The 7,925-nt window shown below is 72.7% G+C and carries 8 protein-coding genes and 1 pseudogene; 5 read left to right on the top strand and 4 right to left on the bottom strand.

The window, feature by feature from the left end:
- The 3 genes and pseudogenes from E1285_RS46115 to fahA form a co-directional block, all read left to right on the top strand.
- Positions 1-263, top strand: a pseudogene (locus E1285_RS46115) (hypothetical protein); the annotation flags it as partial.
- 76 nt (positions 264-339) lie between these two features.
- Entirely contained in the window at positions 340-1,185 is an 846-nt protein-coding gene (locus E1285_RS41290) for a hypothetical protein (protein WP_132160111.1), read from the top strand.
- Positions 1,182-2,399, top strand: coding sequence for a fumarylacetoacetase (gene fahA / locus E1285_RS41285; protein ID WP_132160109.1), 1,218 nt, complete (start codon positions 1,182-1,184; stop codon positions 2,397-2,399). The genes E1285_RS41290 and fahA overlap by 4 nt, the downstream gene beginning before the upstream one ends.
- Positions 2,400-2,418: 19 nt before the next feature.
- Here fahA and ispF read toward each other — a convergent pair whose 3' ends face one another.
- Complete coding sequence (gene ispF / locus E1285_RS41280; RefSeq protein WP_207947194.1) at positions 2,419-2,886, bottom strand: 2-C-methyl-D-erythritol 2,4-cyclodiphosphate synthase; 468 nt, start codon at positions 2,884-2,886, stop codon at positions 2,419-2,421.
- Between the two features lie 34 nt (positions 2,887-2,920).
- Complete coding sequence (locus tag E1285_RS41275) at positions 2,921-3,403, bottom strand: CarD family transcriptional regulator (RefSeq protein ID WP_067459337.1); 483 nt, start codon at positions 3,401-3,403, stop codon at positions 2,921-2,923.
- Between the two features lie 501 nt (positions 3,404-3,904).
- On the opposite strand from E1285_RS41275, the gene E1285_RS41270 reads away from it, so the two are divergent.
- A complete protein-coding gene (locus E1285_RS41270; protein WP_132160105.1) occupies positions 3,905-4,678 on the top strand; it encodes a hypothetical protein in 774 nt (257 codons plus the stop codon).
- A 122-nt stretch (positions 4,679-4,800) separates the two neighbouring features.
- A complete protein-coding gene (locus tag E1285_RS41265; RefSeq protein WP_132160103.1) occupies positions 4,801-5,709 on the top strand; it encodes a hypothetical protein in 909 nt (302 codons plus the stop codon).
- A gap of 89 nt (positions 5,710-5,798) precedes the next feature.
- On the opposite strand, the gene E1285_RS41260 is transcribed toward E1285_RS41265, so the two are convergent.
- Together E1285_RS41260 and E1285_RS41255 are read right to left on the bottom strand one after the other, a co-directional pair.
- The gene (locus tag E1285_RS41260) at positions 5,799-6,479 is read right to left on the bottom strand and encodes a response regulator transcription factor (protein WP_132160101.1); all 681 of its coding nucleotides are present in this window, start codon (positions 6,477-6,479) and stop codon (positions 5,799-5,801) included.
- On the bottom strand, positions 6,476-7,813 hold the full coding sequence (locus E1285_RS41255; protein WP_132160099.1) for an ATP-binding protein: 1,338 nt from the start codon (positions 7,811-7,813) through the stop codon (positions 6,476-6,478). The genes E1285_RS41260 and E1285_RS41255 overlap by 4 nt, the downstream gene beginning before the upstream one ends.
- Positions 7,814-7,925 lie beyond the last annotated feature (112 nt).

The raw sequence follows: 7,925 nt of genomic DNA, 5'->3' as shown, positions 1-7,925 counted from the left end.
TCAGGAGCCGGGACCGGGACGCCGCGCAGGAGAAGGGTCCGCTCGCGTCGACGACCCGCCCCGACATCGTGATGCCCGGGGCCCACGGCGCGGACGAGGACGAGCACGAAACCCCGCCCCCGGACCGCGCCGAAGATCCCGACGCCGGCGAGGACCCGGACGGCGACGGCGACGGCCGCGGAGAGAACGACGAGCGGGCCGGGGACGGGAACCCGCCGCCGTCCGGCAGCTTCCGCAGCGGCCCCACCCCGCCCGTCGACTGAAACGGCCCGATCACCGCAGCTACACGTCATTACGAATACACGTGAGGTGGGGCGCCCCGGGGGGTACTGGTCCGGCATGGGCGCCCTACTCGCTCGGCTGATCGACGACGCCGCGCTCTTCCCGCCGGAAAGCGCCCCGATGGACGAGGCCCTGTCCGCCCACCGCGCGGCCACCGGCGCCTCCCGCCACGCCCGCCGGGACCCGCTGGTCGGCCGGTTCCTGTGCCCCGCCTCCCGGTTCGCCGAGCTGCGGACCCACCTCGTCCCCGAAGACCTCCTCGACCTCGGCGTCATCGCGGACACCGGGCTGGAGGAACTCCCGAAGACGCTGGACGCCGTCCGCGCCGAACCCCGCGTCCGGCCGTCGTCCGTGGAGATCGCGCTGCCCCGGGACGCGGACCAGGCGCGGGCCGCCGCCGTGACGATCGCCCGGCTCCCGCCCGGCGTGCCGGCCCGCATCGAGGTGAGGCGCTCCCCCGGCTGGCTCCACGTGCTCGATCGCCTCGCCGCGGCCCGCGACTCCGCCGCCCGCGTGGCCGGGACGCTCGCCGACGAGGCGCCCTCCGCCGCCGCGCTGGCGGCGTTCATCTCGGCCTGCGCTGAGCGCGGTCTGCCGTTCACATGCGCGGGCGGGCTGGACCAGGGCGTCCGGGGCGCCGCCCACCAGGGGCCCATGACCGTCCTGCTGGCCACGGCTCACGCGGCCGCCGGCGAGCCCGAGCGGCACGTCCGGCGGACCCTCGGCCGCACCGACGCCGAGGGCCTCGCCGGCGACCTGCTGGCGCTGACCGACGTCCAGGCGCGGGCGGCCCGCCGCCTGCTGGTCGCGTTCGCCGCGTCCGACGTCCGCGGGGTCCGGGCGGAACTGGCGGCCGCGGGCCTGATCAGAACGCCGGACACGGGGGAAGATATGTCGCCATGACGACGGTTTCGTGGGTTGAGGTCAATGAGGACGGCGGCTTCGGCGTCGAGAACCTGCCGTACGGCGTGTTCTCGCGGCCCGGGGAGCTTCCCCGCGTGGGCGTGGCCATCGGCGACCACGTCCTCGACCTGGCGGAGATGTCCGCCGCGGGGCTGGTGGAGGACCGCCGCTACTCCGCCTCGGGGTCGCTGAACGCCTTCATGGTGGCGGGACGCGCCGCCTGGGAGGCCAACCGCGCCCGACTCGTCGAGGTGCTGACCGACGAGTCGTACCGCGGGCGGGTGGAGCCGCATCTGATCCCGGTCTCGGACGTGGAACTGCTGCGGCCCTTCGAGGTCGCCGACTTCGTCGACTTCTTCTCCTCCGAGCACCACGCCGTGAACGCGGGACGGATCTTCCAGCCGCAGCGCGAGCCCCTGGCTCCCAACTGGAAGCGGCTGCCGGTCGCCTACCACGGGCGCTCCGGAACCGTTTACCCGTCCGGGACGCCGATCATCCGGCCGTCCGGGCAGCGCAGGGCGCCGGGCGAGCGGGAGCCGTCCTTCGGGCCGTCGCTGCGGCTGGACTTCGAGGCGGAGGTCGGGTTCGTCGCCGGTGTCCCGTCCGCCGCGGGGCAGCGCGTCACGACCGGCGCGTTCCGGGAGCACGTGTTCGGGTTCGTCCTGGTGAACGACTGGAGCGCCCGCGATCTGCAGGCGTGGGAGTCGCAGCCGCTCGGGCCGTTCCTCGGCAAATCGTTCGCGACGTCGGTCTCACCGTGGGTCGTGCCGGTCGCGGCGCTGGAGCCCGCCCGGGTGTCCCCGCCCGTCCAGGACCCGGTTCCGCTTCCCTACCTGCGGTGCGAGGAGCCGTGGGGCATCGACCTGCACCTCGAGGTCCTGATCAACGGCCAGGTCGCCGCGCGGCCGCCGTTCGCGGAGATGTACTGGACGCCGCCGCAGCAGCTCGCCCACGCCACGGTCAACGGCGCTCCGCTGCGCACCGGGGACCTGTTCGCCTCGGGGACGGTCTCGGGCCCCGACCGCGACCAGCGCGGCTGCCTGCTCGAACTCAGCTGGAACGGGCAGGAGCCGCTGGAACTGGACGACGGAACCAAGCGGACATTCCTGGAGGACGGCGACACGGTCACCATCCGCGCCAAGGCGCCGGGCTCTTCCGGCTCCCGCGTCACGCTCGGCGAGGTGACCGGCACGGTCCACCCGGCCCTCCCCTGACCGCGCCCTCCCGTGACCGCTAGGAGGGGACGACCAGGGCGTTGGCTATGGCGGCCAGCCCTTCGCCCCGGCCGGTGAGCCCCAGGCCGTCGGTCGTGGTGGCCGAGACGGTGACGGGTGCGCCGCCGAGGGCCTCGGCCAGGGCCTTCTCGGCCTCCTCCCGGCGTTTGCCGATCTTGGGCCGGTTGCCGATGACCTGGATGGCGACGTTGCCGATGGCGAAGCCGGCCTCGTGGACGAGCCGGGCGACCTCCCCGAGGAGGGCGACGCCGGAGGCACCGGACCAGCGCGGGTCCGCGGTGCCGAAGACGGCGCCGAGGTCGCCGAGGCCGCAGGCCGACAGCAGGGCATCGCAGGCGGCGTGCGCCGCGACGTCGCCGTCGGAGTGCCCGGCCAGGCCGTGGCCCTCGCCGGGCCATTCGAGCCCGGCGACCCACAGCGGGCGTGGATCGGACGAGAACGGGTGGACGTCGGTACCGACGCCCACCCGTGGAAACCTTGTGCTCAACGCGGCCGCCCGGTCAGCTGGCCAGGACCTCGTCGAGCAGCGCCTCCGCCTTGTCCTCGTTGGTCTTCTCCGCGAGCGCGAGCTCGCTGACCAGAATCTGGCGTGCCTTGGCGAGCATGCGCTTCTCACCCGCCGACAGGCCGCGCTCCTTGTCTCGCCGCCACAGGTCGCGGACGACCTCGGCGACCTTGTTCACATCGCCGGAGGCGAGCTTCTCAAGGTTCGCCTTGTACCGGCGGGACCAGTTGGTGGGTTCCTCGGTGTAGGGTGCGCGAAGCACCTCGAACACCTTCTCCAGACCCTCCTGGCCGACGACGTCACGGACACCCACGTCCTCGACGTTTTCGACCGGGACCTGCACTGTCAGGTCGCCCTTGTCGACCTTCAAGACCAGATAGGTCTTTTCCTCACCTTTGATGGTGCGAGTCTCGATGGCCTCGATCCGAGCAGCCCCATGGTGGGGGTAGACGACGGTGTCGCCGACCTGGAAAGTCATGTGACAAGTACCCCTTCCGCTAGAACCAGGGTACCACGTAAACCAGCGTGGCTGAACCGACGTCCCGGACATATGCCCAGGTCAAGCAGCATATTGGGGTATTGACAAAGCCCTTTAATGGTGCATCGCCGCCCAGTTCCCCTGCACCCAGGGTAGCCGATACGCCACCCCGATCTGACCGGACGCCCCATACCGGTAAGGGGCCGGCGGTGACAAGCGTCCCTCCCGCCGGGCGCGGACATGCGGCGCATACTGGAGGTGAGCAAGCCGGGCGCCGCGGGTACGAAGCGGCCCGAAGGGCTCGAATGGGACGGCATCACACGGGAACCACCCTGAGCGGGACGGCGCCCCACCGGAGCGGCGATCTCCACGAAACGGCCGGATCCGTGCGCTGGGCCGGTGGGACGGAGCGCCGGTCCGTGGGACGGTGGTCCGGAAGGACCGTGGCCCCTCGGGACGGGCCACGGAGCGCGTCGGCGGAGCCGGGATGGGAGGTACGGCGTGAGGCCGGACGGCGGCGACCCGGAGCCCGATGACTACGGGCTTCCACGCGTTGACGTCGTGGTGCCCGACGACGCCCGCGAACTCGCGCGCGACATGCTCACCTACCGCCGTGAGGAACGCCGGCGCAGGCGCAGGGAGCGGGTCCGCCGCCTCACCCGCCCGCTGACGCGGTTCGGCGTCGCCATCCCGATCATCGCGGGGGCGTTGCTGGTCGCGCTGGTCAGCGGCGCCCTGATGACCGCGTTCGGACCCAAGCCCACGCCGCGTCCGACGAGCGCCCAGCTGGCGCCGCGGCCGTCCGCGAGCCCCGGAGACGTCGGCGGGCTCCTGCCGGACGCCGACGTCGACCTGGTGGCCGGAGAGCCGACGCCGACGTCGCTGCGCGACCTGCGTCCGGGCGTCATCGGCATCGTCCCTCCCGCGTACGAGTGCGAGAGCGTCGTCGCGGAACTCGCGGGCAGGACGCAGGACAACATCATGAACTTCTGGCTGGTCGCCGACCCGCGCCCGGCCGGCGACGAGAAGGGGACGTCCCTCAAGGAGCTGAAGGCGTGCGCGGGCACCGCCAACTACGGGGCGCCGCTCGTTCTCGAAGACCGGGAGGGCGTCCTCGCGAAGGCGTACGCCGCGGCTCCCGGCTCCGCCGGGGCGGCCGGCACCGGCCTCACCGCCGTGTTCGTGCAGCCGGACGGCGTCGTCAACGACGTCGTCCAGGCCCCCGAGGCCGGGCCGGAACTCACCGAGAAGGTACGGGCGCTAAGGTCGGGTTGACCATTCTTCGGCGCCGCGCCGAGCGTGTCGGCGACCCCGGAGCGGGACTCGAGGTAAGGCCTCGCTACGCTTCACCTGGCGTATCTCACGCCACTTCCGCAACCTTCAACGCCATATCTTCGATGACACTTCGCGAGGAGACCGACGCCGTGATCCGAAACAGCCGTCGAATGGTCGCGCTCGCCGTCGCGGGCGCCGTCGCCATCGCGCCGGTGATCACCGGCTGCGGCGCCGGCGTAGAAGCGCAGTCCGCCGCCCCCACCCAGCTGACCGAGGGCGTCAACGCCTCGGTCCCGCAGGAGGGCACGACGCAGGTCCTCCTGCGCAACGTGTTCCTGCTGGGGCCCAAGCCGGGCGAGCCGGTCCCCCAGGGGACGTCGCTGGCGCTCTACGGCACGATGATCAGCCAGGCGCAGGCGGACCGGCTCGTCTCCGTCAGCTCACCGCTCTTCGACACGGCGAGGATCGACGGCAACGGCATCGCGCTGCCGCAGCCGGCGCCCGACGGCTCGGGCGGCGTTGCCAAGCTGCTCGGCGAGGCGTCCCCGAGTCCCAGCCCCACGGCCACGGGCCAGAACGGGCAGCCGGGGACCGAGCAGCCGCCGGCCGGGGCGACGACGCCGGTCCCTGGCGACGGCACGCCCAGCCCGACCGCGAGCCCGACGTCCGAGAACACCGAGGACCCGCAGACCTCGCCCCCGGCCACGCAGGGCGAAACGCAGCCGCGGGTCGTGCTGAGCGGCCTGCACAAGGCCTTGATCGCCGGAGCCTCCGTCCCGGTGCGGTTGCAGTTCGAGAAGGCCGGCGCCGTGGAGTTCCAGGTGCCGCTGATCCCGCAGCAGGGCGAGTACAGCACCTATCCCCTGGCCACGCCCGCCGGCCAGGCGCCGGGCGCCACCGGCGGCCCGCAGCCGTCACCGGGCACGCAGCCGGCCCAGCCCGGGGCGACCCCGTCGCCGACCGGCACCGAGTCACCGACCGGCACCGGGTCCCCCACGGGTGCTCAGTCACCGGGAGCCGCCGGTCACTGATCCGGCTCCGCGCATCGAGTCCGGCAGCATGAAGAACGGCCCGTCAGGCGATCTCCCGCCTGACGGGCCGTTCTCGCGCTCCGGCCGGATCAGGGCTCGAATTTGTAGCCCAGGCCTCGGACGGTGACGATGTAGCGCGGCGCGGACGGGGCCTCCTCGACCTTGGCGCGGAGGCGCTTGATGTGCACGTCCAGCGTCTTGGTGTCCCCGACGTAGTCGGCGCCCCACACGCGGTCGATGAGCTGCATCCGGGTCAGGACGCGGCCGGCGTTGCGCAGCAGCACCTCCAGCAGCTCGAACTCCTTGAGCGGGAGCTGGACGGACTCACCGCCGACGCTGACCACATGGCGTTCGACGTCCATCCGGACGGGGCCGGCCTCCAACGTGGCGGGCGCCAGCTCCTCGACCTCGCCCTGGCGGCGCAGGACGGCCCGCATCCGCGCGACCAGCTCACGTGTCGAGAACGGCTTGGTGACGTAGTCGTCGGCGCCCAGTTCCAGGCCGACGACCTTGTCGACCTCGCTGTCCTTGGCGGTCAGCATGATGACGGGGACGCTGGACTTGGCGCGCAGCTCCCGGCACACCTCCGTGCCGGGCAGCCCGGGGAGCATGAGGTCGAGCAGCACGAGGTCGGCACCGTTGCGCTCGAAGATGTCCAGCGCGTCGGGGCCGGTGGCGGCGACGGCCACCTCGAAGCCCTCCTTGCGGAGGTTGTACGACAGTGCGTCGCTGAACGACTCTTCGTCTTCCACGACGAGCACGCGGGTCACGGTGTTGCCTCCCGGGCGGTGTTCTGTGGGTCTTCGTCTGCGTCCGCGTCATTGCCCGCGGTCGTGCCGTTCCTTGTGTCCGCGCCGTTCCCGGTGGCGGAGTCTCTTCTCGCGCCGGGGTTTCTTCCCCCGGCGTTGGCCTGTCTCACCCTCGGGTCCCGGCGCGCTGTCGCGCCGGCGGGGCCGGACGGGGCGTCGGCGCCGAGCAGCGGGAGCCGGATCGTGAACGTCGACCCGTGGCCCTCCTTGCTCCACACCGTCACGTCCCCGCCGTGCTTGCCGGTGACGTGCTTGACGATGGCGAGGCCGAGGCCGGTGCCGCCGGTCTGGCGGGACCGGGCCGGGTCGACCCGGTAGAAGCGCTCGAAGATCCGCTCCACCTCGCCGTTCGGGATGCCGATGCCCTGGTCGGTGACGTTGACCTCGACATGGCGGTCGTCGCACCGCCGGGTCGCCACGACGACCCGGGTGTTCTCCGGGCTGTAGGCGACGGCGTTGTCGACGAGGTTGCGGAGCGCGGTGACGAGGAGTTCCTGGTCGCCGCGCACCTGCAGCCCGTCCTCGCCGCCGGCGGTCAGCTCGATGTCCTTGGCGGACGCCTTGAACTGGCAGCGCTCCAGCGCTTCGGCGGCCACGTCGTCCAGGGTGACGGGACGGAGTTCGGGGAGCGGCTCGTCCCCCTGGACGCGCGACAGCGTCATCAGGTCCTGGACGAGGTTGGTCAGCCGCACCGACTCGTACTGCATCCGGCCGGCGAACCGCCGGATCGCCTCGGGGTCGTCGGCGGCGTTCTCGACCGTCTCCGCCAGCAGCGACAGCGCGCCCACGGGCGTCTTGAGCTCGTGGCTGACGTTCGCCACGAAGTCGCGGCGGATCGCCTCGGTGCGGTGCATGTCGGTGAGGTCCTCGGCCAGCACCAGGACGAGCCCGTGCGATCCGAGGGGGGCGACCCGCACCGCGAACCAGCGCCCGTCCGCCCGGCCCCGCACGCCGGTCGGCCCGACCTGGATCTCGGTTTCGCGGATCTCCCCGTCCCGCCGGACGAGCCGCGCCATCGCGAGCACCTCGTCCACCACGAGACGGTCGCCGCTGACCAGGCCGTACGCCCGCGCCGCCGAGCTGGCGCGCAGGACGCGGTCCTCGCCGTCCACCACGACGGCCGAGGACCGCAGGACGCTGAGCACCGAGGCGACGCCGGGCGGCAGGCCGCCCGCCGGCACCGCCGGAACCGCCGTCTGCTGGGACCGCTCGCTCACCCGCACCGCCAATCCGGTCGCGAGCCCGATCGCGAGCCCGGCGAGCCCGGTCAGGATCGCGATAATCTCGACCTCCACACCACGGATCGTAAGCGGCCCGCGGACCCCTCCCACCCGCCGGTGCTGGTCAGGGCGATCTCGTTCCCCGAAAGTTCACCTTCTTATCCGGACGCGTTAACGCGGGCAAGGC

The organism is Actinomadura sp. 7K507, from assembly GCF_004348425.1.
In the GTDB taxonomy this organism is placed as follows: domain Bacteria; phylum Actinomycetota; class Actinomycetes; order Streptosporangiales; family Streptosporangiaceae; genus Spirillospora.
This window is presented reverse-complemented; position numbering and strand designations above follow the sequence as displayed.

Excerpts from the sequence above, each read along its gene's own strand:
- fahA (WP_132160109.1), top strand. The coding sequence starts at position 1,182 with ATGACGACGGTTTCGTGGGTTGAGGTCAATGAGGACGGCGGCTTCGGC.
- E1285_RS41290 (WP_132160111.1), top strand. The coding sequence starts at position 340 with ATGGGCGCCCTACTCGCTCGGCTGATCGACGACGCCGCGCTCTTCCCG.
- E1285_RS41265 (WP_132160103.1), top strand. The coding sequence starts at position 4,801 with ATGACACTTCGCGAGGAGACCGACGCCGTGATCCGAAACAGCCGTCGA.
- E1285_RS41275 (WP_067459337.1), bottom strand. The coding sequence starts at position 3,403 with ATGACTTTCCAGGTCGGCGACACCGTCGTCTACCCCCACCATGGGGCT.